The organism is Allonocardiopsis opalescens (assembly GCF_003002095.1).
Classification (GTDB): Bacteria; Actinomycetota; Actinomycetes; order Streptosporangiales; family Streptosporangiaceae; genus Allonocardiopsis; species Allonocardiopsis opalescens.
The window spans coordinates 84137-108252 of record NZ_PVZC01000004.1; the positions used below are offsets into that span (position 1 = coordinate 84137).

Consider the following 24116-nt stretch of genomic DNA (forward strand, 5'->3'; position numbering starts at 1 on the left):
GTCGCCATCGCGGCCGGTCCCGGGCTTCCGGCAGCTCAGGCGGGCGCCCGTCTCGCCTAGGATGGCTGGCGGAGCTTCGGCCGGTCTCGGCCGGTCGGGAGGAGGCGGAGCAGGTGGGCAAGCGGGTCGTCGTGCTGGACTACGGGTCGGGTAACCTCCGGTCCGCGCAGCGGGCGCTGGAGCGGGCCGGGGCCGAGGTCGAGGTCACGGCGGACGCGCGGGCCGGGATGGCGGCCGACGGGCTGGTGGTGCCCGGGGTCGGTGCCTTCGGGGCCTGTATGGCGGGGCTGCGCGAGGTCGGCGGCGACCGGCTGATCGGGCGGCGGCTGGCCGGCGGGCTGCCGGTGCTGGGCATCTGCGTGGGCATGCAGGTGCTGTTCGGCAAGGGCGTCGAGCACGGGGTGACCACCGAGGGCTGCGGCGAGTGGCCGGGCACGGTGGAGTCGCTGAGCGCCCCGGTGCTGCCGCACATGGGCTGGAACACCGTCGACGCCCCCCAGGGCAGCACCCTGTTCGCGGGCGTGGGCGGCGAGCGCTTCTACTTCGTGCACTCCTACGGCGTGCTGCGCTGGGAGCTGGAGACGGCCGGCCCGCACTTCGTCCCGCCGCTGGTCACCTGGTCCACCCACGGCACGCCCTTCGTGGCGGCCGTGGAGAACGGCCCCCTGTCGGCCACCCAGTTCCACCCCGAGAAGTCCGGCGACGCCGGAGCCGCCCTACTGCGCAACTGGCTGGAGAGCCTTTCGTGAACACCACCCCCCCGACGCCCCGGTCCGACGCCCCCGCGCCGGTGCTCGAACTGCTGCCCGCGGTGGACGTCCAGGGCGGGCAGGCCGTCCAGCTCGTCCAGGGCGTGGCCGGCACCGGCGGCCGCTACGGCGACCCGCTGGACGCCGCGCTCGCCTGGCAGCGGGCGGGCGCGGAGTGGATCCACCTGGTCGACCTGGACGCCGCGTTCGGGCGGGGCCACAACCGCGAACTGCTGGCCGGGATCATCGGCCGGCTCGACGTCAAGGTCGAGCTGTCGGGCGGCATCCGCGACGACGAATCCCTGGCCGCCGCGCTGGCCACCGGCTGCCGCCGGGTGAACATCGGCACCGCCGCGCTGGAGGACCCCGCGTGGTGTGCCAAGGTCATCGCCGAGCACGGCGACGCCGTCGCCATCGGCCTGGACGTGCGCGGCACCCGGCTGGCCGCACGCGGCTGGACCCGCGAGGGCGGCGAGCTGTACGAGGTGCTGGAGCGGCTGGACCGCGAGGGCTGCGCCCGCTACGTCGTCACCGACGTGAACAAGGACGGCATGCTCAAGGGCCCCAACCTCGATCTGCTCCGCGAGGTCTGCGCGCGCACCGAGGCGCCCGTGGTGGCCAGCGGCGGGGTGTCGAGCCTGGACGACCTGCGCGCGATCGCCGCGCTCACCCCGCTGGGCGTCGAGGGCGCCATCATCGGCACCGCCCTGTACAACGGCAACTTCACCCTGGTCGACGCCCTCGCCGCGGTGGCGGCCCGATGAGCGGCACGCCCGCGGCCCTCGCCGCCGCGGCCAGGCGGGTGCACAGCGGCGGCCCGTGGGAGGAGCGCTTCGGCTACTGCCGGGCGGTCGCCAGGGGCCCGCTGGTCGCGGTCTCCGGCAGCACCGCCACCGTCGGCGGCGCCGTCACGCAGGTCGGCGACGCCCACGGCCAGGCCCGCACCGCCTTCGGCATCGCGCTGGCCGCCCTCGCCGAACTCGGCCTGGGCGCCGAGCACGTCCTCCGCACCCGCATGTACCTCACCGACATCGACCGCGACTCCGACGCGGTCGGCCGCGCCCACGCCGAGTTCTTCGCCGCGAACCCGCCGGCCGCCTCGATGGTGCAGGTGGCCCGGCTGATCCACCCCGACCACCTGGTCGAGGTCGAGCTGGACGCCTGGAACCCGGAGGCGCCGTGACCCTCGCCGTGCGCGTCATCCCCTGCCTGGACGTCGACGCCGGGCGCGTGGTCAAGGGCGTGAACTTCCGCGGCCTGCGCGACGCGGGCGACCCCGTCGAGCTGGCCCGCGCCTACGACGCCGCCGGCGCCGACGAGCTGACCTTCCTGGACATCACCGCCTCCAGCGGCGACCGCGAGACCACCTACGACGTCGTGCGCAGGACCGCCGACCAGGTCTTCATCCCGCTCACCGTCGGCGGCGGGGTGCGCAGCACCGAAGACGTCGACCGGCTGCTGCGCGCGGGCGCCGACAAGGTCGCGGTGAACACCGCCGCGATCGCCCGCCCCGAACTGATCGCCGAGATCGCCGACCGCTTCGGCCGCCAGGTGCTGGTCCTGAGCGTCGACGCCCGCCGCACCCCGCCCGGCACCACCACCCCCAGCGGCTTCGAGGTGACCACCCACGGCGGCCGCACCGGCACCGGCCTGGACGCGGTGGAGTGGGCGCGGCGCGGCCAGGAGCTGGGCGCGGGCGAGATCCTGCTCAACTCCATGGACGCCGACGGCACCAAGACCGGCTTCGACCTGGAGATGCTGCGCGCGGTGCGCGCCGTCGTCACCGTGCCGCTGATCGCCAGCGGCGGCGCGGGGGCGGTCGGCCACTTCCCGCCCGCCGTCGCGGCCGGCGCCCAGGCGGTGCTGGCCGCCAGCGTGCTGCACTTCGGCGAGATCGAGGTCGGCGAGATCAAGGCCGAGCTGCGCGGCGGCGGATACCCGGTGCGCTGACCTGCGGCGCCGCCCGGGACGCACCCGCGCCGCGGCGCCGGCGGCCGCGCGATCCGCGCCGGCGGCCGGAATAACGCACCGGGTCCGCGCACTTGCACCTGGTTGTCGAACATGGGATGTCGGCGGACCCGGGTAACGTGGCGTCGTTGCGCGGGGGCGCGGCCGAGCGATGGCGGGGGAGTGGCGGGAGCAGATGGCTGACGGGGCGGGCGCGGCGCGGACACCCACCCGGGGCCGTGTCTTCACCAGGGGCTTGTACGTGCTGTGGACCGCCATCCGCACCGAGCCGGGCCCCTTCGGCCTCGCCATGTTCGGCGCCGTGCTGCACGCCACCGTCACCGTCGGCAGCGCCAGCGTGCTCGGCTACATCACCAGCGAGATCATCCTGCCCTCGCTGCGGGCCGGCGACACCACCGCCGCCGCGCTGTGGACGGCGGCCGGGCTGCTGCTGGGCGTCGGCGTGCTCAAGGCCACCGGGCTCGCCTTCCGCCGCCTGTTCGCCGGGCTGATGCAGTACCGGATGCAGGCCCACTACCGGCGCAGGGTCAGCCACACCTTCCTGCGGCTGCCGCTGGCCTGGCACCACCGCCACCCCACCGGGCAGCTGCTGTCCAACGCCGGCTCCGACGTCGAGGCCGCCTGGCAGCCGCTCGCCCCGCTGCCCATGGCCATCGGCACCGCCTACATGCTGGTCATCGCGGCCGCGTCCATGCTGATCACCGACCTGGTGCTGGCCCTGGTCGGCTTCCTGGTCTTCCCGGCGATCGCGCTGCTCAACTACGTCTACCAGCACCGCCTCTCGCCGCTGGCCACCCGCGCCCAGGCGCTGCGCGCACGCGTCAGCGAGGTGGCGCACGAGAGCTTCGACGGCGCCCTCGTGGTGAAGACCCTGGGCCGCGAGGACGCCGAGACCGAGCGCTTCACCGCCGCCGCCTCCCGGCTGCGCGACGCCCAGATCAAGGTCGGCCGGGTCCGGGGCATGTTCGACCCGGTGATGGAGGCGCTGCCCAACCTCGGCGTGCTCGTGGTGCTGCTGGTCGGCGTGCTGCGCATCGAGGGCGGCGCGATGACGCCCGGTGAACTGGTGCAGTTCGCCTTCCTGTTCACCCTGCTGGCCTTCCCGATCCGCTCCTTCGGCTGGATCCTCGGCGACCTCCCGCGCGCCGTCGTCGGCTGGGACCGGATGCAGGCGGTGCTGACCGCCCGGGGCTCCACCGCCTACGGCACCGCCCGGCTGCCCGCCGGCCAGGCACCGGGCGGCGTCGCCGTCACGGCCGAGGGCGTCACCTTCGGCTACGAGGACGGCTACCGCGACGCCTCCGGCGCCGACCGCGACGGCATCTCGGCCGGCGACCTCGGCGGCGGGCCCGACCCCGGCGAGGGCGGCACCGGCCCCCGCACCACCGTGCTGCACGGCGTCGACCTGGCCATCCCGCCCGGCCGCACCGTCGCGATCGTCGGCCCCACCGGCGCCGGCAAGTCCACCCTGGCCTCGCTGCTGCTGCGGCTGGTCGACCCCGACTCCGGCACCCTGCGCTACGACGGCACCGACCTGCGCGAGCTGGCCAAGGGCGAGATCTCCCGCACCGCCGCCCTCGTCCCGCAGACCACCTTCGTCTTCGACGACACCGTCCGGGAGAACATCGCCCTCGGCGCCCCCGCCACCGACGGCGAGATCTGGACCGCGCTCCGGCTCGCCCACGCCGACGCCTTCGTCCGCGCCCTCCCCGACGGCCTGGACTCACGGCTCGGCGAGCGCGGCACCTCGCTGTCGGGCGGCCAGCGGCAGCGGATCGCGCTGGCCAGGGCGCTGGTGCGCCGCCCCCGGCTGCTGGTGCTCGACGACGCCACCTCGGCCGTCGACCCCCAGGTCGAAGAGCACATCCTGACCGGGCTGCGCCGAGCCGACCTGGCCGCCACCGTCGTGGTGATCGCCTACCGCAGGTCCACCATCGCGCTGGCCGACGAGGTGGTCTACCTGGAGGGCGGGCGGGTGGTCGCCACCGGCACCCACGACGAGCTGACCGAGCGGGTCGAGGGCTACCGGCGGCTCGTCACCGCCTACCAGCGCGACGAGGAGCAGCGCGCCGCCGAGGCCGCCGCCGGCCTGCGCACCGAGCCCACGGACGTCGAGGAATCCGAGGCAGTGGCCTGATGAGCACGGACACCACCGACACCACCGCCGGCCGCACCGGACGCGGCCGCGCCGCGCCCCTCGCCGCGGCGCCGGCCCCCGGCGGTGCGCCCGGCCCGCAGCCGGGGCTGAGCCGGGCGCAGGACTCCGCCATCGGCACGGTCCGGCGCGGCTTCGGGCTGTCGCCGGAGTTCCGGGCCGGACTCGGCGTCACCCTCGTGTTCGCGGTCATCGCCACCCTGGGCAGAGTGCTGGTGCCGATCGCGGTGCAGCAGGCCGTCGACCGCGGCATCGCCACCGGCACCCCCGACACCGGCTTCGTCATCGCGATGGTGCTGGTGTGCGCCGTCGGCGTCGTGGTCACCTCGGTCTGCGCCTACCAGATGAACGTGCGGCTGTACCGGGCCACCGAGTCGGGCCTGGCCACCCTGCGGCGCAAGGCCTTCCGGCATATCCACGACCTGTCCGTGCTCACTCAGAACACCGAGCGCAAGGGCGCCCTGGTCTCCCGAGTCACCTCCGACGTCGACCAGGTCAGCTCGTTCATGCAGTCCGGCGGCCTGATGCTCATCATCAGCATCGGCCAGCTGCTGATCGCCACCGTGCTGATGGCCGTGTACTCCTGGCAGCTCACCCTGGTTGTCTGGGTCTGCTTCCTGCCGCTGATGCTTGCGGTCCGCTACTTCCAGCGCTGGCTGTCGGGCGCCTACCTGGTGGTGCGCGAGCGGGCCGGCGACATGCTCGGCGCGATCAGCGAGACCGTGGTCGGCGCCTCGGTGATCCGCGCCCACGGAACCGAGGAGCGCACCTCCGAGCGCATCGACGCCACCGTCGCCGACATGCGCCGCGCTCAGGTGCGCGCCCAGCGCCTGTCCGCCTTCACCTTCCCGACCACCGAGATGGTCGCCGCCATCACCAACGCCTCCGTGGTGGTCGTCGGCGTGCTCCTGGGGGTCGACGGCGACATCAGCCCCGGCGGGCTGGTCGCCTTCCTCTTCCTGGTCACCCTGTTCGTGGCGCCGCTCGCCGCCGCCACCGAGGTGCTGAACGAGGCGCAGAACGCCATCGCCGGCTGGCGCCGGGTCCTCGGCGTCCTGGACACCGTCCCCGACATCGCCGACCCCGCCGACGCCGGCGTCTCGCTGCCGCGCGGCCCCATCCGGGTGGAGTTCCGCGGCGTCGGATACGCCTATCCGGGCGGCCCTCCCGTGCTGCACGGCGTCGACGAGGCGATCGAGCCCGGCACCCGGGTCGCGGTCGTCGGCGAGACCGGCTCGGGCAAGACCACCTTCGCCAAGCTGCTCACCCGGATGATGGACCCCGTCGAGGGGCGGGTGCTGGTCGACGGCACCGACCTGCGCGAGGTGCGCTTCGACAACCTGCGCTCCCGCATCGTGATGGTGCCCCAGGAGGGCTTCCTCTTCGACAGCACGCTGCGCGAGAACCTGGAGTTCGGCCGCCCCGGCGCCACCGACGACGAACTCCGCTCGGCCCTCACCGAACTGGGCCTGGCCGACTGGCTCGACGGGCTGGCTCACGGCCTGGACACCCCGGTGGGCGAGCGCGGTGAGTCCCTGTCGGCGGGGGAGCGGCAGCTGGTTGCCCTGGCCCGCGCCTACCTCGCCGACCCCGACCTGCTGGTGCTGGACGAGGCGACCTCCGCCGTCGACCCCGCCACCGAGGTGCGGCTGCAGCGGGCGATCGAGGGGCTCACCCGGGGCCGCACCACCGTGTCCATCGCGCACCGGCTGTCCACCGCCCAGGCCGCCGACGAGGTCATCGTCTTCGACCGGGGCCGGGTCGTGCAGCGCGGCCCGCACCGCGAACTGGCCGGCCGCCCCGGCGTCTACGCCGCCCTCAACGCCTCCTGGACCCGCCAGCAGCAGCTGTGAACACCCCACCCCGCCGCCGCCCCCGCGCGAGCGGGGTGGACCATCGAAGCACGCGGCCGCCCGAACCGCCGTCCGCCAGCACCGGGAGAGAACACCACGCCATGTCCGCGCTCGACCCCGCCATCGCCGCCCGCCTCAAGCGCAATGCCGACGGGCTGGTGCCCGCCGTCGTCCAGCAGTACGACACCGGCGAGGTGCTGATGCTCGCCTGGATGGACGACGACGCCCTGCACCGCACCCTCACCACCGGGCGGGCCACCTACTGGTCGCGCAGCCGCCGCGCCCACTGGGTGAAGGGCGAGACCTCAGGCAACACCCAGGCCGTCCGCTCGGTCAGCCTGGACTGCGACGGGGACACCCTGCTGGTCAAGGTCGACCAGACCGGCGCGGCCTGCCACACCGGCGACCGCACCTGCTTCGACGCCGCGCCGCTGCCGGTGAGCGCGCCGTGAGCCCGGGCCGGGAGCTGGCGGCCGCCGCCGCGCTCACCGCCGCCGGGGCGGGCGGCATGCTGGCCGCGCTGGCGCAGGTGTGGGCCCGGGTCTCCCTGGACCTGCCCGCGCCGCTGGAGGACGCCGTGGTCGAGCTGGAGGGCTCCCGGCTGGCCGGGACGGCGCAGGCCCTGGCCTGGGCCGGCCTGGCGGCCGTCGCCGCCCTGCTGGCCACCAGGGGCCGCTGGCGCCGCCTGGTCGGCGGCGCGGCCGCCGCGCTGGGCGCCGGGGCCGCCGCAGCGGTGCTCGCCGCCGCGGGGGAGGGGCCGATGCTGGCCGCGGCCCTGGAGGACCACCCCACCGGCCGCCTGGACGCGGTCGCCGCCGCCCCGCTGTGGCCGTGGCTGGCCTTCGCGGGCGCCCTGCTGCTGGTGGCCGCGGGGCTCGCAACCCTGCTCAGGGGTGGTGCCTGGCCCGCCATGGGCAGCCGGTACGATCACCCGGGGGCGTCGGGCCGGACGGGCCCGGCGGGCGCCGCCGAGGCGGCCGACGATCCCGCGCGCCTGTGGGACGCCCTCGACCACGGGGTCGACCCCACCCGCAAGCCCGAGAACCTGGAGCAGTGAGGTCTCAGATGTCTCAGACGCCGCAGCGGCACGACGACCACGGCCACACCCCCGCCGCCTGGACCGCCGTCACCATCATGATCATCGGTAGCGCCGTCGGCGGCGTCGGCATCATCGCCACCGGGGGCGGCGTGTGGCTGTGGACGGGTGTCGCGGTCGCCATCGCGGTCGTCGGCCTGATCGTCGGCAAGCTGATGCAGGCGGCCGGACTCGGCCGCAAGGTGCGCGCCGCCGTCACCGCGGCGACCGACGATTCCCCTGCTGAGACGGCCAAGGCGGGCTGACCACAAGCGGTCATACCGCCCTAGTCGGGCAGACGTTTACCGCGGCGTGATCAGGCTGACCGCTAAGCTCCATGAACCAACGTCGGCCGGACCTGCCTGGTCCGCCGCGTCGGCCGTCAAGCGGCCGAGAACCACACCCGAACAAGACTTCATCTAGCGGGGGGATCGAACCCGATGGGCTACGGATACCCGACCGGAGGACAGGGCGGCTACGGCGGCCCCACCGGTGGCCAGGGCGGATACGGCGGAGGCTACGGCGGCCAGCCGGGCGGCGGCGGCACCCCGCCCGACAACTACCTGGTGTGGTCGATCCTGAGCACGATCTGCTGCTGCCTCCCGCTCGGCATCGTCTCAATCGTCTTCAGCACCCAGGTCAACTCCAAGTGGCAGGCGGGCGACTACGCCGGTGCCCAGGACGCCTCCAACAAGGCCAAGAACTTCGCGATCTGGTCGGCCGTCGCGGGCGTCATCGCCGGCGTGCTCTACGCGATCCTGTACTTCTTCGTGTTCGCCGCCTCCATGGCGACCGCGCCGTCGTACTACTGATCACGATGGCGCAGCACCTGGACAGTGCCGAACGCCCCGTCCAGGCCGGGTCAGCGCGTTGGCGCCGAGTCCGCAAGGTCTCGGCGCCTTTCGCTGTGCTCGCCGCCGGGGCGGCCGCCGTCGCCACCGTGGCCGTCGTCGACCCCAACGAGCCGGGCCACTACCCCACCTGCCCGTTCCTGGCGCTGACGGGCCTGTACTGCCCCGGCTGCGGCACCCTGCGGGCCACCAACCTGCTGGTGCACGGCGACCTCGCCGGCGCCGTCGACATGAACGTCCTGTTCGTGCTGGCCCTGCCGCTGCTGGCCTTCTGGTGGGGCCGCTGGGCGCTGCGCACCGTGCGCGAGCGCCCGCGAGCGAGCCTGGCCCACCCGGCGTGGATGTGGGCGACCTTCGCGCTGATCAACGGCTACTGGATCCTGCGCAACCTCCCGATCCCGCTCGGCGCCTGGCTGGCGCCCGGGGCATGAGCCCGCCCGGCGGCCGGGGCCGCGCCCGCGGTCTCCGGCCGCACCCGCTGGTGGCGCCGCTGGTGCTCGGCGCGCTCGGCGCCGCCGCCACCGCCGTGGTCGCGCTGGTCGACCCGAACGAGCCGGGCCACTACCCCGCCTGCCCGTTCCTGGCGGCCACCGGCTGGAGCTGCCCCGGCTGCGGCTCGCTGCGCGCGGTGCACGCGCTCACCCAGGGCGAGATCCTCACCGCCGTCGGCCTCAATCCGCTCACCGTCCTGCTGATACTGCCCGGGCTGCTGCTCGGTTGGGGTTACGCTCTGTACCGGGCGGTGCGACCCTCGGACCGCCCGGTGCCCGTCCCGCACCCGGCCTGGCTGTACGGCCTGCTCGCGGTCGTCATCGCCTTCTGGGTGCTGCGCAACGTCACGATGCTCGGCCCGTACCTGGGGCCGTGACCACCCGTCCGCGAGGCTGCCGATACCATCGGCAGACAGCGGGCGGTCGGCGGTCCCCGCCGCGACCCAGCCCGCACCGCACCAGCCCGACCCTTCCGGTCCCGCACCACGGCCACAGCCACAGCCGGCCGGGGACCGTCCGTACCAGCCGTCCCAAGGGGGAACGTCCCACGTGAGCGTGCTCGACGAGATCCTGACCGGCGTACGCGCCGACCTCGCCGACCGGCAGCGCGCCACCCCGCTTGAGCGGCTCAAGGAGCGCGCCGAGCGCCTCCCCTCGCCGCGCGACGCCCACGCCGCGCTGCGCCGGCCCGGAGTCCAGGTCATCGCGGAGGTGAAGCGCTCCAGCCCCTCCAAGGGGGCGCTGGCCGCCATCGCCGACCCCGCCGCCCTGGCGCGCGACTACGAGGCCGGCGGCGCCTGCCTGATCAGCGTGCTCACCGAGCGCCGCCGCTTCGGCGGCAGCCTGGACGACCTCGCCTCCGTGCGCGCCGCCGTCGACGTGCCGCTGCTGCGCAAGGACTTCGTCGTCAGCTCCTACCAGCTGTGGGAGGCCCGCGCCTTCGGCGCCGACGCCGTGCTGCTGATCGTCGCGGCGCTGCCCCAGGACGCCCTGGTCTCCCTGGTCGAGCGGGCCCAGTCGCTCGGGCTCACCCCCCTCGTCGAAGTGCACACCGAGGACGAGGTCGCTCGCGCCCTGGACGCCGGCGCGCAGGTCATCGGGGTGAACGCCCGCGACCTCAAGACCCTGGAGGTCGACCGCGACACCTTCGCGCGGCTCGCCCCGGCCATCCCCGACGACCGCGTGAAGATCGCCGAGTCCGGGGTGCGCGGTCCGCACGACCTGCTCGCCTACGCCGGCGCGGGCGCCGACGCCGTCCTGGTCGGCGAGAGCCTGGTGGTCGGCCGCGACCCCCGCAGCGCCGTCGCCGACCTGGTCACCGCCGGCGCCCACCCCGCCCTGCGGGACCGGCACTGATGCGCGCCGCCGGCCCCTGCCCCGCGGCCCGGCCCGCCGCCCGCGCCGCCGCCGGGCGATGGCCCTGGGGAACCCGGGTCTAGACCGCGCCCGCAGGCCGCGAGCCCGTCAGGGCGTGTCCGGGTTCCCACGGCTCCGCTCTCGAATCCGGCAGCTCCACGAAGGACGTGACCTTCCACCATGACCACATCGCACGACCCCGGCCGCGGGCCGGTGCCCGACGCCGCCGGGCACTTCGGCGGCTACGGCGGCAGGTACAGCCCCGAAGCGCTGATGGCCGCGCTCGACGAGGTGGCCGCCGCCTACGACAAGGCGCGCGCCGACCCCGCCTACCAGGCCGAACTGGCCGCACTGCTGGCCGACTACGCCGGGCGGCCCAGCCCGCTCAGCGAGGCCCGCAAGCTGTCCGCGCACGCGGGCGGCGCCCGGGTGCTGCTCAAGCGCGAGGACCTCAACCACACCGGCTCCCACAAGATCAACAACGTGCTCGGCCAGGCCCTGCTCACCAAGCGCATGGGCAAGACCCGGGTCATCGCCGAGACCGGCGCCGGGCAGCACGGCGTGGCCACCGCCACCGCCTGCGCCCTGCTCGGCCTGGACTGCGTCATCTACATGGGCGAGGAGGACACCCGCCGCCAGGCGCTCAACGTCGCCCGGATGCGCATCCTCGGCGCCGAGGTCGTTCCGGTCACCCTGGGCAGCCGCACCCTCAAGGACGCCATCAACGAGGCCTTCCGCGACTGGGTGGCCAATGTCGAGCACACCCACTACCTGTTCGGCACCGCCGCGGGTCCCCACCCGTTCCCCTTCCTCGTCCGCGACCTGCACCGCGTCGTGGGCGAGGAGGCGCGCCGCCAGGTGCTGGAGCGCGCCGGCCGGCTGCCCGACGCGGTCGCGGCCTGCGTGGGCGGCGGCTCCAACGCCATCGGCCTCTTCCACGCCTTCGTCGAGGACCCCTCGGTGCGGCTGTACGGCTTCGAGGCGGGCGGCGACGGCGTCGCCACCGGCCGGCACGCCGCCGCCATCACCGGCGGCAGCCCCGGCGTCTTCCACGGCGCCCGCACCTACCTGCTCCAGGACCGCTACGGCCAGACCCTGGACAGCCACTCCATCTCGGCCGGCCTGGACTACCCGGCCGTCGGCCCCGAGCACGCCTGGCTGGCCGACACCGGCCGGGCCGTGTACCGCGCCGTCACCGACGCCGAGGCGATGGAGGGCTTCCGGCTGCTGTCCCGGGAGGAGGGGATCATCCCCGCCATCGAGAGCGCGCACGCCGTGGCGGGCGCGCTCACCGTCGGCAGGGAGCTGGGGCCCGACGCGATCGTCCTGGTCAACATCTCCGGCCGGGGCGACAAGGACATGGAGACGGCGGCAGACTACTTCGGACTGGTGGACCGGACATGACGACGCTCAGTGACGCACTCGGCCGGGCGCGCCGGGAGGGCAGGGCGGCGCTGGTCGGCTACCTGCCGGCCGGCTTCCCCGACCTGGCCGGATCCATCCGGGTGATCGAGGCCATGGTCGAGGGCGGCTGCGACGTGATCGAGGTCGGCTGGCCCTACTCCGACCCCACCATGGACGGCCCCGTCATCCAGCGGGCCGCCGACCGCGCCCTCGCGGCCGGCACCACCCCCGCCGACGTGATCGAGGTGGTCCGCGCCACCGCCGCAACCGGCGCGGCCGCGCTGGTGATGTCCTACTGGAACCCGATCGACCGCTACGGCGTCGACCGCTTCGCCGCCGACTTCGCCGCGGCCGGCGGCGCCGGGGTGATCACCCCCGACCTCATCCCCGAGGAGGCCGGCGACTGGCTCAAGGCGAGCGACGCGGCGGACCTGGACCGCATCTTCCTGGTGGCGCCGTCCTCCACCGACGAGCGGATCGGCATCACCGTGCGCGCCTGCCGCGGATTCGTCTACGCCGCCTCGCTGATGGGCGTCACCGGCACCCGCGCCGAGGTCGGCGCGGCCGCCGCCGGACTGGTGGCGCGCACCCGCGCCGCCACCGAGCTGCCCGTCTGCGTCGGCCTCGGCGTCTCCACCGGCGAGCAGGCCGCCCAGGTCGCCGGCTACGCGGACGGCGTGATCGTCGGATCGGCCTTCTGCGCCCGGGTGCTCGACGCCGGCGGCGTCGATTCCGCGCTGCCGCGGGTGCGGGAGCTGGCCGCCGAGCTGGCCGCGGGGGTGCGGGCGGGCGCTTAGCTGAACGGTTCCTAAGAATTCGGTTGCGGAGCAGGACGACCTGAGCGCGGCGGGTGCGGGGCGGCGATAGGCTGAACGCTGCTCCGCGCCCGCCCCTGGGTCCGCGCGAGCATGAACGCGCAGATGACAACGTCCACCACCCCACTCAGGTGGGGCGAGCCTTCCCGGAGTTGTGGCGACGGTGAGTAAGTCCGACCGGCGGGCTGCGGCCCGCGAACGGCTCAAGCAGGAGCGGGAGCGCGAGAAGCGCCGGGAGAAGCTGACCAGGACGGCCTGGTGGGTCGGCGGCGGCGCTCTCGCGCTGGCCGTGGTGCTGCTGTTCGGCTACGCCATCCAGCGCGGCACCGCCACCGGCGAACTGGAGTACGACGGCCCCTACCCGGCCGTCGCCGTCGCCGAGGACAGCTCGATCGTGCTGAGCGCGGCCGACCAGGCCACCCCCGAGGGCGCCCCCGTGGTCGACATCTGGGTCGACTACCAGTGCCCGGTCTGCCGCTCCTTCGAGCTGGAGGCGTCGCCGACCGTGCTGGAACTGGCCGCCACCGGGCAGGCCCAGGTGGTCTACCACCCGGTGAACATCTTCACCCAGGAGCCGCTGCAGGGCGTCTCCCAGCGCGGCGGCAACGCCTCGATGTGCATGGCGGCCAATGCCGAGGGGGGCGACGAGGGCGCCTGGGCGCACTACGCCGACACCCTCTTCCGCAACCAGCCGCGCGAGGGCAGCGAGGGCTTCAGCCAGGAGGACCTGGTCGGCTGGGCCGCCGACGTCGGCGTCGAGAGCGACGCCTTCACCAGCTGCCTGACCGACGGCACCTACCTGCAGGCGCTGACCGCCAACACCGAGGCGGCGAGCGCGCAGTTCGAGGCCCAGGGCGGCTTCGGCACCCCGACCGTCACCGTCAACGGCCAGGTGCTGCGCAGCGCCACCAACGGCCCGCCCACCGGCGAGGACCTCACCCAGGCGGTCGCCGCCGCCCAGGGCCAGGCGCCGCTGCCCGAGGCCACCACCAGCCCGAGCGCCGAGCCCGGCGGCGAGCCGAGCACCGACCCCAGCGCCTCGCCCGAGGCGTCGGCCGACCCAGATCAGGGCTGACCCATGACGACCGCACCGGCCACCGCCCTCCCCGGCTTCCCCAGCCCCTCGCAGGGCGTGTGGGAGCTGCCGGTCCCGTTCACCGACCTCGCCCTGCCCCTGCGCGCCTACGCGCTGTGCATCCTGCTCGGCGTCTTCGTCGCGATCGTGTGGGGCGAGCGCCGCTGGCGGGCCGAGGGCGGTGAGCCGGGCGCGATCGTCGACATCGCGATCTGGGCGGTGCCCTTCGGCCTGGTCGGCGGACGGCTGTACCACGTCATCACCGACTACCAGCTGTACTTCCTGCCCACCAGCCCGAACCCGCCGATCGCCGCGCTCTACATCTGGAACGGCGGCCTGGGCATGTGGGGCGCCTTCGCGCTCGGCGGCCTGGGCGTGCTGATCGCCTGCCGCCGCCGCGGCATGTCGATCGGGAAGGTGGCCTACGCGGTCACCCCCGGACTGGCCGCGGCCCAGGGCATCGGCCGCTGGGGCAACTACTTCAACCAGGAGCTCTACGGCGGCCCCACCGATCTCCCGTGGGCGGTGCAGATCACCCTCCCCGGCCAGGAGGGCACCTACCACCCCACCTTCCTGTACGAGTTCCTGTGGTGCATGGCGCTGGCCGCCGTCCTGGTCTGGGCCGGGCACCGCTTCCAGCTCAAGGACATGCGGCTGTTCGCCCTGTGCGTCATGGGCTACACCGTCGGCCGGTTCTGGATCGAGTACCTGCGCATCGACCCGGCCAACGAGTTCCTGGGCCTGCGGCTGAACAACTACACCTCCGTCCTGGTCTTCGTGGGCGCCCTGGTGTGGTTCGTCTGGCTCAACCGCAGGGCCTCAGCGCCCGCCGCACCGGCGGACGCCGAGCCGTCCGGCGACGGCACCGCCGCCGAGGCGTCGGACACCGCCGCCGAGAGCGCCGAGGCGTCGCCGGAGCCGGCCGAGGCGAATGCGACCGACGCCACACCGGAGCGGCGAAGCGCTGATGATAACGGGGGCGTAACGAAGTCGGCGAACTGAATCGGGGCCGGGTTCGAGGGAGCATGGCCGATTTGTCGCCGAACGGGTCCCAGCGGGCAGTAAGCTGCGCGACCGTGAGTGATGAATCCGCGACCGGCCCCTCGGGCCGCCGGGCCGCCCGAGGCAGGCGCCGCACCGACGAGCCCGCAGCCCGCCCCCGCCGCGCCGGCGGGCGCGCCGCCGCCTCCGGCACCGCCGTGCGCACCGCCCCGCAGCGGCGGCGCAAGGGCGGCCGCCGCCCGAGCCCGTCCGCCCCGCCGCTGGTCGCGGCGGCCAGATCCGGAGTCTTCGCCCTGGCCAGGCAGAGCCGGCGGCGGCGCGGCACCTGGGTGCTCGGCGGGCTGCTGGTCTCCACCCTGGTCGCCTTCCTCGCCTTCGTCGTCGTGCTCGGCATCCAGCTGTCGCTGCTGCCGGCCGACGGCACCTTGAACCAGACCCTGGGCGGCGCCCCGGAGGGCGAGGAAGAGGAGGCGGGCCTGCGGCCGGAGGTCTACTACGACCAGGCGCAGCTTCCGCTGTTCGACCCGATCGCCGACCGCGAGGCCGACGCCGAACCGCTCACCGTCGACGAGGTCTTCGGCTCCGACACCGAGGAGCTGGCCTTCGAGGACTACCGGCTGCGGCTGCGCGACTCCCGGCTCGACGACGACTGCGCCGCCGCCGTCTGGGGCTCGCGGCTGGTCCAGGCGCTGGCCGACGCCGACTGCTCCCAGGCGGTGCGCGGCGTCTACACCGATGAGGACAACGGCTACGTCGGCCAGTTCACGCTGTTCAACCTGGCTGACACCGGCGCCGCCGAGTCCGTGCTCGAACCGCTCGACCCGGGCAACGCGATGGGCTTCGTCCGCCCGCTCAGCGGCGAGGTGGACGCCTTCCGCACCGGCTACAGTCAGGCGAGCACACAGGTCATGGGCCACTACGTGGCGGTGTTCTGGGTGGCGCGCGAGGACGGCGCCGAGCCCGGGGAGGGCGACTCCATCGCCTCCCTCAACGTCGTGCTGATGGACGCCGGCCTGTCGGTGTACGAGCGGGTGCGGCGGGCCGAAGCCGGCTCCGAGGAGGGCGGCGAGGGCTGACCGCGGCCGGTGACGGACCCAACATCGGGCCCAAGTTCGCGCCAAGTTGGTCACAACCTCGTGGCTTAGCCACTAATCTGCCCCTTCGTGAGCGATTATCCGGCGCGGCCCGATCCGCAGTACCCGCACGGCGGTGATCTCCTGTCCGGCGGTGGTGGCGAGCAGCCGTCCCGTGCCGGATCGGAGCGCAAGGACGAGAGCGGCGGCTACCGCCCGAGGCGGGCCAAGCCGCCGCAGGACGAGCCCCCGGCCGCCGAACCCGCCGGCGAGGGCTTCCGGCAGGAGACCCGCGGCCGGCGCGCCGCCCCGCCCCCCGCGTCCGCCCCGCCGCCCGCCGCCCCCGAGCAGCCGCACCCCGCGGCGCCGCCACGCTGGAACGCCCGACCGGCGCCGCCGCAGGAGCGCCCGGCCGGCTACCAGCAGCCGCCCCCCGCGCACCAGGGGCAGCCGGCCGGCTACCAGCAGCCCATCGCGCCGTACCGCGACCCGCTGGCCGAGCCCGCCCCGGCACCCTCCCGGCAGCCGCCGCCCGAGGAGTGGGCGCCGGAGCGCCCCGCCCCCGGCCAGGCCGCGCCCGCCGGACCGCCGCCGGGCGCCGACCCCTACCGCGACCTGCGGCCCGAGCCGCAGGCCGAGCCGCCCCGGCCCGCCGAGCACCCCGGCGGCCGCGACGACGACCGGCCCGCCGAGCCCGTCCGGCGCGGCAGCCGCTCCGAGCGGCGGCGCCGCGCCGCCGACGAGGAGGCCGAACGCGAACGCGAGCGGGAGGAGCGCCGCGCCGCGCGCCGCTCCCGGCAGCGCGGCCGCGGCGCGGGCCGGCGCCGCGTCCTGGTGATCGCGCTCGCCGCCGTGGTGGCGCTGGCGCTGTTCGCCGGCGGCGCCTGGTTCCTGCTCGGCCCCGGCGCCGGCGAGGCCGGCGACCCGGCCCCGGCCGCGCTGCGGGTGGACTCCTCCGGCGACACCTTCGCCGCGATCGCCGACCGCGAGTCCGACAGCAGGCCGCTGGCCGAGAGCGAGGTCTTCGACGACCGCCTCACCGAGATCGGGGCGGGCACCGCCGCGATGGCCCAGGTCGCCGCCGAGTTCGGCGCGGACTGCGGCGCGGCGGTGTGGGGCGAGGAACTGGCCGCAGCCCTGGCCGAGGGCGAGTGCACCCAGGTCGCCCGGGCCGCCTTCGCGGGCGACTCCTACATGGGCGTGGTCGCGCTGTTCAACCTGCGCGACTCCGCCGCCTCCGCCGCCGTGGCGGCGCGGCTGGCCCCCGAGGCCGACGCGGGCGGCTTCGTGCTGTCGCCCTCCGCCGAGCCGCCGCTGGACGGCCTCGGCGGCGACGCGGGCAGCGCCCGGGCCACCGTGGCGGGCCACTACCTCACCGTGGTGTGGGCCGAGCCGGTGAGCGGCGACGCCTCCGCCGACACGATGCGCGACGCGCTCGTCGCCCTGAACGGCATCGAGCATGTGCTCTACCGGCGGCTGGTCGAGGCCGAGGGCGCCTCGGGCGGCACCGCCGAGACGACGGAGACGGGCACCGAGACGGGCGAGGCGCCGGTCGAGACCGGCACCACCGGCTGACCGCGCAGCGGCCGCCCGCACCGCCAGGGCGGCCGCCCTGGCGGTGCGGGCCGCGACGGCCCTCAGCGCCCGTCCAGCAGCTCCTCGGCGACCGACGGCAGCCGGGACAGGCGGTGGGCGGGCAGGTCGGCCAGGGCGTGCCCGGACAGCCACGGGGCGGCGGCCGCCACCCGCAGGCGCGCCTCGCGCTTGCTGACCGTGCGGCCCTGCTCGGCCTCGACCGCGATCAGCGCCTCGCGCAGCGCGCTGCCCAGCGGCGCGAAGGGGGCCTGGGCGCAGCGGGCCAGCAGGGCGCGCTCGGGGGAGTCGGGCGGCACCCGGTGCGCCGCCACCACGGCCAGCCGGGGCGTGGGCGTGCCGCGCAGGATCCGGAGCGTGAACCAGGGGTCGAGCAGCGCGGCCAGCCGGCGCTGGGCCGGCCGGCGGCGCAGCTCGTGCGCGTCGTCGGGGACGAAGGCGTACACGGTGTCCGCCCCGGCGGTGAGCAGGGCCCGGGGGAGCGCGCCCGGTGCCGCGTCGAGCAGGTCGACGGCGGCCGCGCCGCCCCGGGCGGCCGGGGGCGCGGTCCAGTCGACCAGCGGGACGCGGCGGCCGCCCCGCGCCGCGGCGGCCTCGGCCAGCCAGTCGCCGACCGCCTCGCGGGTGGCGGAGCGCGAGGGCGCGGGCGCCGCGCCGTCGCCGCCGGGCGCCTCCAGGGACTGCGGGCCGTGGGTGTAGATGCGGCTGGGCGCGCACTCGGCCGGGCCGGCGCCGCGCCGCCCCTGGGCCGGGCGCCACCGCAGCGTCCCCCGCAGCAGGTAGAGGTCGCTGGCGGCGCCGATCGCCTCGGCGCCGTCGTAGCGGTTGAAGTCGGGCCAGATCGCCTCGGTGACGAGACCGAGGCGGGCCAGCGTCTCCTGCACCGGCTGCACCAGCCCCGGCGTCGCCTCGCTCGCCCCGTAGGCGAGCAGCACCGGGCGCTGCCGTGCGTCGCGCAGCCCGCCGAGCGCGCGCCGGACGAACAGCTCCACCCCCTCGCGGGTATAGGGCGGATCGGTGAAGGCCAGGTCGGCGCCGCCGGCCAGCGCCTGCGGCAGCCGGTGCCGCAGGTCGGCGTAGTAGCAGCGCACCGGCAGGCCCAGCCGGGCCGCACTGCTTTCGATGTAGCCGAGGACGCGGTCGTCGACGTCCACCACGCTCGCGCTCAGCCCCGGGTGCAGCAGGGTCGCGGCCAGCGAGGTGAGGTCGTGGTCGCCCACGCACAGCAGGTGCGCCCCGGCCAGCTCGTACCGCCCGGCCAGCAGCAGCGCGCGCCGCAGCGCCGTCTCGGGGGTGGCCGCGACGTGGTCGAGCCGGCGCAGCGGCGGCGGGGCCCCGGCCACCAGCCGCTCCAGCTCGGCCAGCTCCGCGGCGTGGCGCTCGGGCGAGAGCCGGGCGGGATCGCCGGCCCACTCGGCCGGCAGGCCCAGGTAGCGGCCGGCGGCGGCGGGCCGGATCCTGACCCGCTCGCCGTCGTGCTCCAGTTCACCGCCGAGCGCGTCCAGCAGCCGCTCCACCCCCCGCCGCGACAGCGCGCTGGCGCGCACCAGCTCGCCGACGGTCCGCCACTCCTCGGCGAGGGCGCGCAGCACCGGGTACCAGCGGGCGGCGTGCACGCTCTCGGCGGCCAGCAGCGCGGCGAGCGCGTCGGGCAGGCCGGGCGCGGCGGCGAAGGGCTCGGTACGGGAAGACGCCGGCGCGTCCGGCGGTTGAACCGGTGGCGTCCGCGACGGAGGGGGCTCCGGAGAGGGCGCCGGAACGGGCGCGGTCCCGGCGGGCTGCGTGGATTCGGACATGGCGTGGACCACCCTATGCCCGGGCGGACCGCGGAGGTGTTCGCCCAGCTCATCCGGGTATGAGGTCCAGACCAATCCGCCGATGGCGCGCTTCCCCACCTACTCCGCGGCACCCTGTACACCTGGGAAAACGGGCTATTGGGTACGATCACCACAGAGGTTTGGGCTCCGGCCGCTCGGCAATGCTGTCAGCGGTTGCGCTAACCTCGTAGCCACCGCAGCAGGGCCAATGTCGTCCCCGTGTGCACGCAGTTCTTTCAAGCAGACGCGACGACAGGAGGGTAGATGCCTGCTGGCCAGGTTCGCGGTCCCCACGGACACGCCGCCGATTCCGCCGCTCAGGGCCTGTACGACCCCAGCTTCGAGCACGACGCCTGCGGGGTCGCGTTCGTGGCCGATCTCTCCGGTCGCCGCAGCCACCGCATCGTCGAACAGGCCCTCACCGTCCTGCGCAACCTCGACCACCGCGGCGCGTCGGGCGCCGACCCCGACGACGGCGACGGCGTCGGGATCCTCACCCAGATCCCCGACGCCCTCTACCGCGCCACCGTCCCCTTCGACCTCCCGCGCGCCGGCGCCTACGCCACCGGCATCGCCTTCCTGCCGCACGACCCCGCCGAGCGCGAGCGCGCCGTCGAGCAGGTCGAGGCGATCGTCCGCGAGGAGGGGCTGACCGTCCTGGGCTGGCGCGAGCTGCCGCACGCCCCGCAGTTCTGCGGCCCCGTCGCCCGCTCCAACATGCCGCACTTCCGGCAGCTGTTCGTGGCCGGCGCCTCCGACGGGCCGCTGCCGGCCGGCATCGAGCTGGAGCGGTACGCCTACGGCGCCCGCAAGCGGGCCGAGCACCAGGCCGGGGTGTACTTCCCGAGCCTGTCGCCGCGCACCATCACCTACAAGGGGATGCTCACCACTCCGCAGCTGGAGCCGTTCTTCCCCGACCTCTCCGACCGGCGCTACGAGACCGCGCTGGCCCTGGTGCACTCCCGCTTCTCCACCAACACCTTCCCGTCGTGGCCGCTGGCCCACCCGTTCCGCTTCATCGCCCACAACGGCGAGATCAACACCGTCAAGGGCAACCGCAACTGGATGCGCGCCCGCGAGGCCACCCTCACCAGCGGCCTCATCCCCGGCGAGCTGTCGCGGCTGTTCCCGATCGTCGACCCCGAGGGCAGCGACACCGCCTCCTTCGACGAGGCGCTCGAACTGCTGCACCTGGGCGGCCGCTCGCTGCCGCACGCCGTGCTGATGATGATCCCGGAGCCGTGGGAGAACCACACCGAGATGGACCCCGCGGTGCGGGCCTTCTACGAGTTCCACTCCATGCTGATGGAGCCCTGGGACGGCCCCGCCTCCGTCACCTTCACCGACGGCACCCTCATCGGCGCCGTGCTCGACCGCAACGGCCTGCGCCCGGGCCGCTACTGGGTGACCGACGACGGCCTCGTGGTGATGGCCAGCGAGGTCGGCGTGCTCGACATCGACCCCGCCTCGGTCGTCCGCAAGGGCAGGCTCCAGCCGGGCCGCATCTTCGTGGTCGACACCGAGCAGGGCCGCATCATCGAGGACGAGGAGATCAAGGCCGAACTGGCCGCCCAGCACCCCTACGCCGAGTGGCTGGCCGGCAACGTGGTACCGCTGGCCGAGCTGCCGGCCGCCGCACCGCAGCCGGTGGCCGAACCGCTGCGCGAGCAGCAGGTCTTCGGCTACACCGACGAGGAACTGCGCGTCATCCTCTCCCCGATGGCGCGCACCGGCGCCGAGCCGATCGGCTCGATGGGCACCGACACCCCGGTGGCCGCGCTCTCCAGCCGCCCGCGCCTGCTCTTCGACTACTTCTCCCAGCAGTTCGCGCAGGTCACCAACCCGCCGCTGGACGCCATCCGCGAGGAGCTGGTCACCTCCCTGCGCACCATCCTGGGCGCCGAGGAGAACGTGCTCTCCCCGGACCCCGACGACTGCCGGCGCATCGTCGCGCCCACCCCGGTGCTCGACGACGCCCAGCTGGCGGCGATCCTGGCCGAGGGCGCCCCCGGCGGCGACCCCGCCTTCCGCGCGCACACCGCCCGGGGCACCTACCCGGCGGCCGGCGGCGGCGAGGCGCTGCGCAGGCGGCTGGACGAGATCTGCGCCGACGTGTCGGCGGCCATCGCCGACGGCGCCCACATCATCGTGCTCAGCGACCGCGGCGCCGACGCCGAGCACGCGCCCATCCCCTCGCTGCTGCTCACCGGCGCCGTCCACCACCACCTGGTCCGCGAGAAGACCCGCACCCAGGTCGGCCTGGTCGTGCAGGCCGGCGACGTCCGCGAGTGCCACCATGTGGCGCTGCTGGTCGGCTACGGCGCCTCCGCCGTCAACCCCTACCTGGCCATCGACACCGTCCGGCGGCTGGCCGCCGACGGCGCCCTGGCCGGGATCGAGCCCGACAAGGCCGTCGCCAACCTGGTCAAGGCCTACGGCAAGGGCGTCCTGAAGATCATGTCCAAGATGGGCGTCTCCACCGTCAGCTCCTACACCGGGGCGCAGATCTTCGAGGCGCTGGGGCTCGGCCCCGAGGTGGTGCGCCGCTGCTTCACCGGCACCACCTCCCGGCTGGGCGGCGTCGGCTTCGACGTGCTCGCCGAAGAGGTGCGGCTGCGCCACCGCCGCGCCTTCGCCGCCAACCCCGCCCACCACCGCACCCTGGAGGTCGGCGGCGAGTACCAGTGGCGGCGCGAGGGCGAGGACCACCTCTTCGACCCCGAGACCGTCTTCCGGCTCCAGCACTCCACCCGCAGCCGCCGCTACGAGATCTTCAAGCAGTACACCTCGCGGGTCGACGCCCAGTCCGAGCGGCTGATGACCCTGCGCGGCCTGTTCAAGCTGCGCGAGGGCGAGCGGCCCCCGGTGCCGCTGGACGAGGTCGAGCCGGTGTCGGAGATCGTCAAGCGCTTCTCCACCGGCGCCATGTCCTACGGCTCCATCTCCGCCGAGGCCCACGAGACCCTGGCGATCGCGATGAACCGGCTGGGCGGCAAGTCCAACACCGGCGAGGGCGGCGAGGACCCCCGCCGCTTCCTGCCCGACGCCAACGGCGACCTGCGGCGCAGCGCCATCAAGCAGGTCGCGTCCGGGCGCTTCGGCGTCACCTCGGAGTACCTGACCAACGCCGACGACATCCAGATCAAGATGGCGCAGGGCGCCAAGCCCGGCGAGGGCGGCCAGCTGCCCGGCCACAAGGTGTACCCGTGGGTGGCCAAGACCCGCCACTCCACCCCGGGCGTCGGCCTCATCTCGCCGCCGCCGCACCACGACATCTACTCCATCGAGGACCTCGCCCAGCTCATCCACGACCTCAAGAACGCCAACCCCTCCGCCCGCGTGCACGTCAAGCTCGTGTCCGAGGCGGGGGTCGGCACGGTCGCGGCCGGCGTCAGCAAGGCCCACGCCGACGTGGTGCTCATCTCCGGCCACGACGGCGGCACCGGTGCCTCGCCGCTCACCTCGCTCAAGCACGCCGGCACCCCCTGGGAGCTGGGACTCGCCGAGACCCAGCAGACCCTGCTCCGCAACGGCCTGCGCGACCGCATCGTGGTGCAGACCGACGGCCAGATGAAGACCGGCCGCGACGTGCTCGTCGCGGCGCTGCTGGGCGCCGAGGAGTACGGCTTCGCCACGGCGCCGCTGGTGGTGTCGGGCTGCGTGATGATGCGCGTCTGCCACCTGGACACCTGCCCGGTCGGCGTCGCCACCCAGAACCCCGAGCTGCGCAAGCGCTTCACCGGCAGCCCGGAGTTCGTGGTCACCTTCTTCGAGTACATCGCCGAGGAGGTCCGCGAACTGCTGGCCGCGCTCGGCTTCCGCAGCCTGGACGAGGCGATCGGCCGGGTCGAACTCCTCGACACCGCCGGGGCGATCGACCACTGGAAGGCCGCGGGCCTGGACCTCAGCCCGATCCTGCACGCCCCCGCGCTGCCCGAGGGCGCGCACCGCAGGCAGGTCGTCGGCCAGGACCACGGCCTGGAGAAGGCGCTGGACAACACCCTCATCCAGCTCGCCGAGGGCGCGCTGCGCCTGGGCGACCCCGTCCGCCTCGAACTCCCGGTCCGCAACGTCAACCGCACCGTCGGCACCATGCTGGGCCACGAGGTCACCAAGCGGTGGGGCGGCGAGGGGCTGCCCGACGACACCATCGACATCACCTTCACCGGCTCGGCCGGGCAGTCCTTCGGCGCCTTCGTGCCGCGCGGCGTCACCCTGCGGCTGGTGGGCGACGCCAACGACTACGTCGGCAAGGGCCTGTCCGGCGGCCGCATCACGGTGCGCCCCTCGCCCGACGCCCGCTTCGCCGCCGAGCAGCAGATCATCGCGGGCAACGTCATCGGCTACGGCGCCACCTCCGGGGAGATCTTCCTGCGGGGCGTGGTGGGCGAGCGCTTCTGCGTCCGCAACTCCGGCGCGCTGGCCGTGGTGGAGGGCGTCGGCGACCACGGCTGCGAGTACATGACCGGCGGGCGGGCCGTGGTGCTCGGCCCCACCGGCCGCAACTTCGCGGCCGGCATGTCCGGCGGCGTCGCCTACCTGCTCGACCTCGACCCCGCCCGGGTGAACACCGAGATGGTCGACCTGGACCCGCTGGACGACGACGACCGCGCGTTCCTGCGCGAGGTCGTCGCCCGGCACCACGCCGAGACCGGCTCCACGGTCGCCGCCGCGCTGCTGGCCGACTTCGAGGTGGCGGTCGAGCGCTTCGGCAAGGTCATGCCGCGCGACTACAAGCGGGTGCTGGCCGCCCAGGCCCGCGCCGAGCGCGAGGGCAGCGACGCCGACGAGGCCGTGATGGCCGCCGCGCAGGGCTGAGCGCCCCCACCGACCACCCAC

The 24116-nt window shown here is 75.0% G+C and carries 21 protein-coding genes; 20 read left to right on the top strand and 1 reads right to left on the bottom strand.

Going from position 1 to position 24116, the window contains the following annotated elements; genetic code table 11:
* Nucleotides 1–113 precede the first annotated feature (113 nt).
* From hisH to CLV72_RS13985, 19 genes are all read left to right on the top strand, one after another.
* Entirely contained in the window at nt 114–749 is a 636-nt protein-coding gene (hisH, locus tag CLV72_RS13895; RefSeq protein WP_106245708.1) for an imidazole glycerol phosphate synthase subunit HisH, read from the top strand.
* On the top strand, nt 746–1513 hold the full coding sequence (priA, locus tag CLV72_RS13900) for a bifunctional 1-(5-phosphoribosyl)-5-((5-phosphoribosylamino)methylideneamino)imidazole-4-carboxamide isomerase/phosphoribosylanthranilate isomerase PriA (RefSeq protein ID WP_106245711.1): 768 nt from the start codon (nt 746–748) through the stop codon (nt 1511–1513). Before hisH ends, priA begins: the two co-directional genes overlap by 4 nt.
* Entirely contained in the window at nt 1510–1932 is a 423-nt protein-coding gene (locus CLV72_RS13905; protein ID WP_106245714.1) for a Rid family hydrolase, read from the top strand. Before priA ends, CLV72_RS13905 begins: the two co-directional genes overlap by 4 nt.
* Nucleotides 1929–2699, top strand: coding sequence for an imidazole glycerol phosphate synthase subunit HisF (gene hisF / locus CLV72_RS13910; protein WP_106245717.1), 771 nt, complete (start codon nt 1929–1931; stop codon nt 2697–2699). The genes CLV72_RS13905 and hisF overlap by 4 nt, the downstream gene beginning before the upstream one ends.
* A gap of 193 nt (nt 2700–2892) precedes the next feature.
* Complete coding sequence (locus CLV72_RS13915; protein ID WP_106246943.1) at nt 2893–4854, top strand: ABC transporter ATP-binding protein; 1962 nt, start codon at nt 2893–2895, stop codon at nt 4852–4854.
* The gene (locus CLV72_RS13920; protein WP_106245719.1) at nt 4854–6725 is read left to right on the top strand and encodes an ABC transporter ATP-binding protein; all 1872 of its coding nucleotides are present in this window, start codon (nt 4854–4856) and stop codon (nt 6723–6725) included. Before CLV72_RS13915 ends, CLV72_RS13920 begins: the two co-directional genes overlap by 1 nt.
* A gap of 101 nt (nt 6726–6826) precedes the next feature.
* Complete coding sequence (gene hisI / locus CLV72_RS13925) at nt 6827–7177, top strand: phosphoribosyl-AMP cyclohydrolase (protein ID WP_106245722.1); 351 nt, start codon at nt 6827–6829, stop codon at nt 7175–7177.
* A complete protein-coding gene (locus tag CLV72_RS13930; protein WP_245930183.1) occupies nt 7174–7782 on the top strand; it encodes a Trp biosynthesis-associated membrane protein in 609 nt (202 codons plus the stop codon). The genes hisI and CLV72_RS13930 overlap by 4 nt, the downstream gene beginning before the upstream one ends.
* Before the next feature lie 8 nt (nt 7783–7790).
* Entirely contained in the window at nt 7791–8066 is a 276-nt protein-coding gene (locus CLV72_RS13935; protein ID WP_106245724.1) for an HGxxPAAW family protein, read from the top strand.
* A gap of 174 nt (nt 8067–8240) precedes the next feature.
* Nucleotides 8241–8612: a CD225/dispanin family protein gene (locus CLV72_RS13940; RefSeq protein ID WP_106245727.1), complete on the top strand. Its 372-nt coding sequence runs from the start codon at nt 8241–8243 to the stop codon at nt 8610–8612.
* A gap of 95 nt (nt 8613–8707) precedes the next feature.
* The gene (locus CLV72_RS13945) at nt 8708–9082 is read left to right on the top strand and encodes a DUF2752 domain-containing protein (RefSeq protein WP_245930184.1); all 375 of its coding nucleotides are present in this window, start codon (nt 8708–8710) and stop codon (nt 9080–9082) included.
* Nucleotides 9079–9519 carry a DUF2752 domain-containing protein gene (locus CLV72_RS13950; protein ID WP_106245731.1) on the top strand — a complete coding sequence of 147 codons (441 nt, stop codon included), beginning with the start codon at nt 9079–9081 and terminating at the stop codon, nt 9517–9519. Before CLV72_RS13945 ends, CLV72_RS13950 begins: the two co-directional genes overlap by 4 nt.
* Nucleotides 9520–9691: 172 nt before the next feature.
* Nucleotides 9692–10498, top strand: a complete 807-nt coding sequence (gene trpC, locus CLV72_RS13955; protein ID WP_106245734.1) for an indole-3-glycerol phosphate synthase TrpC — start codon at nt 9692–9694, stop codon at nt 10496–10498.
* A gap of 180 nt (nt 10499–10678) precedes the next feature.
* The gene (gene trpB, locus CLV72_RS13960; protein WP_106245736.1) at nt 10679–11902 is read left to right on the top strand and encodes a tryptophan synthase subunit beta; all 1224 of its coding nucleotides are present in this window, start codon (nt 10679–10681) and stop codon (nt 11900–11902) included.
* Nucleotides 11899–12699 carry a tryptophan synthase subunit alpha gene (gene trpA, locus CLV72_RS13965; RefSeq protein ID WP_106245738.1) on the top strand — a complete coding sequence of 267 codons (801 nt, stop codon included), beginning with the start codon at nt 11899–11901 and terminating at the stop codon, nt 12697–12699. The genes trpB and trpA overlap by 4 nt, the downstream gene beginning before the upstream one ends.
* 181 nt (nt 12700–12880) lie before the next feature.
* Complete coding sequence (locus CLV72_RS13970; protein ID WP_170140976.1) at nt 12881–13792, top strand: DsbA family protein; 912 nt, start codon at nt 12881–12883, stop codon at nt 13790–13792.
* 3 nt (nt 13793–13795) lie between these two features.
* Nucleotides 13796–14794 carry a prolipoprotein diacylglyceryl transferase family protein gene (locus tag CLV72_RS13975; protein WP_106245742.1) on the top strand — a complete coding sequence of 333 codons (999 nt, stop codon included), beginning with the start codon at nt 13796–13798 and terminating at the stop codon, nt 14792–14794.
* Nucleotides 14795–14868: 74 nt separating this feature from the next.
* Nucleotides 14869–15870 carry a hypothetical protein gene (locus CLV72_RS13980; protein ID WP_106245744.1) on the top strand — a complete coding sequence of 334 codons (1002 nt, stop codon included), beginning with the start codon at nt 14869–14871 and terminating at the stop codon, nt 15868–15870.
* An 87-nt stretch (nt 15871–15957) separates the two neighbouring features.
* Complete coding sequence (locus CLV72_RS13985) at nt 15958–17442, top strand: hypothetical protein (RefSeq protein WP_106245746.1); 1485 nt, start codon at nt 15958–15960, stop codon at nt 17440–17442.
* Nucleotides 17443–17504: 62 nt separating this feature from the next.
* Here the strand turns inward: CLV72_RS13985 and CLV72_RS13990 are convergent, their stop codons facing one another.
* Complete coding sequence (locus CLV72_RS13990; RefSeq protein WP_106245748.1) at nt 17505–19256, bottom strand: bis-aminopropyl spermidine synthase family protein; 1752 nt, start codon at nt 19254–19256, stop codon at nt 17505–17507.
* 285 nt (nt 19257–19541) lie between these two features.
* On the opposite strand from CLV72_RS13990, the gene gltB reads away from it, so the two are divergent.
* Nucleotides 19542–24095, top strand: a complete 4554-nt coding sequence (gene gltB, locus CLV72_RS13995) for a glutamate synthase large subunit (protein WP_106245750.1) — start codon at nt 19542–19544, stop codon at nt 24093–24095.
* The last annotated feature ends 21 nt before the right edge of the window (nt 24096–24116 follow it).